The organism is Moorena sp. SIO3I6, from assembly GCF_010672095.1.
The window spans coordinates 1-1066 of sequence record NZ_JAAHHU010001697.1 but is presented as its reverse complement, the minus strand read 5'-3'; the positions used below and the strand labels follow the sequence as shown (position 1 = coordinate 1066).

General features: G+C 45.3%; 1 protein-coding gene. It reads right to left on the bottom strand.

Going from position 1 to position 1066, the window contains the following annotated elements; all coding sequences use genetic code 11:
* Window positions 1-128 precede the first annotated feature (128 nt).
* Window positions 129-1066 (bottom strand): hypothetical protein (locus tag F6K49_RS52400; protein WP_293110992.1); only part of this gene is annotated, 938 nt, incomplete at its 5' end.

Below are 1066 nucleotides of genomic sequence, written 5' to 3'. Positions count from 1 at the left end.
TGAAAAACCATAAAAAAAAGCCCAAGACTACTCTTGGACTACAAGACTAAGATTAGGTTCTAGCACTTTTCAATTAGCTAAGGCACTTTCGTCCTAGGTTGATACAGTCAACTTTTCCCATGTTGTGATTAAATTGACAAAGGAATTGGATTACCTCCTACTGTATCCAGTGGGAGAGACTTCACGGGGATTACCTCAAACCCAGCATCCAGAATTCCAGAGTAGCTTCCAATTGCCTCCAAGGCATTGACATTTTCTGAGGCAGTGCCAAAGGTTTCCATCACCTTGAAGTCCGTATTCCAAAGGTGACCACCATGTTTCAGGAAGTCAGCTGGGCCGGAACCCTTTTCCCAAACCCAGATTTCACCACCATCGAGACCCGCTTCTTCAATGGGATCGATGCTGAACATGATTAAGTTCCTCCCAGATGTCATCATGGCATCCAGGTTAACTAACTCAGCAAACTCGTCATCTACACCAATAGCTTTGGCAATTTCCTCTTGAGTATATAAGGCGGTGGTAGTGCCATTGGAATTATAGTTATAAACGGCGACGTCGGGGTCTCCATAAACCGAGAAGCGATTAGCATCTGTCCCTCCCCATAGTTCCAAGCCGTCCACATCGGTAACTCCTAAATCGATACCGGGGCCTGGCTTATCAATTTGGTTAGCAGTTGCCCAAATATTGTTGGCACCTGTGGGAGTTTCATAATAAATCTTATCATCAAAACTGGTGGAAAACACCAGGGTTGCTTGGTTTCTGATCACAGCACGGAAAAAAGCATCCCCAGAGTTGGCCATGGCATCCACTTGACCCCGAATGCCATAATCGAAGCCATCGGTGGTAGTGCCATTGCCGAACCAATTGAGAGTTTGTCCGGGGTCAGCACTTCCATTAGTGTTTTTATCCACACTGTTAGAATATTCCTTCCCGCGAACCTGTTTTAGGGAGGACACCGTATCAACGTCGGGAACTATAAAATCACTCAATGACAAAACTTTGTCTTTGAGATCGAGAGTGAAGGACTTTTCGCCATCAGAGAAGATTGTTTCTGAAGTCACTCGGT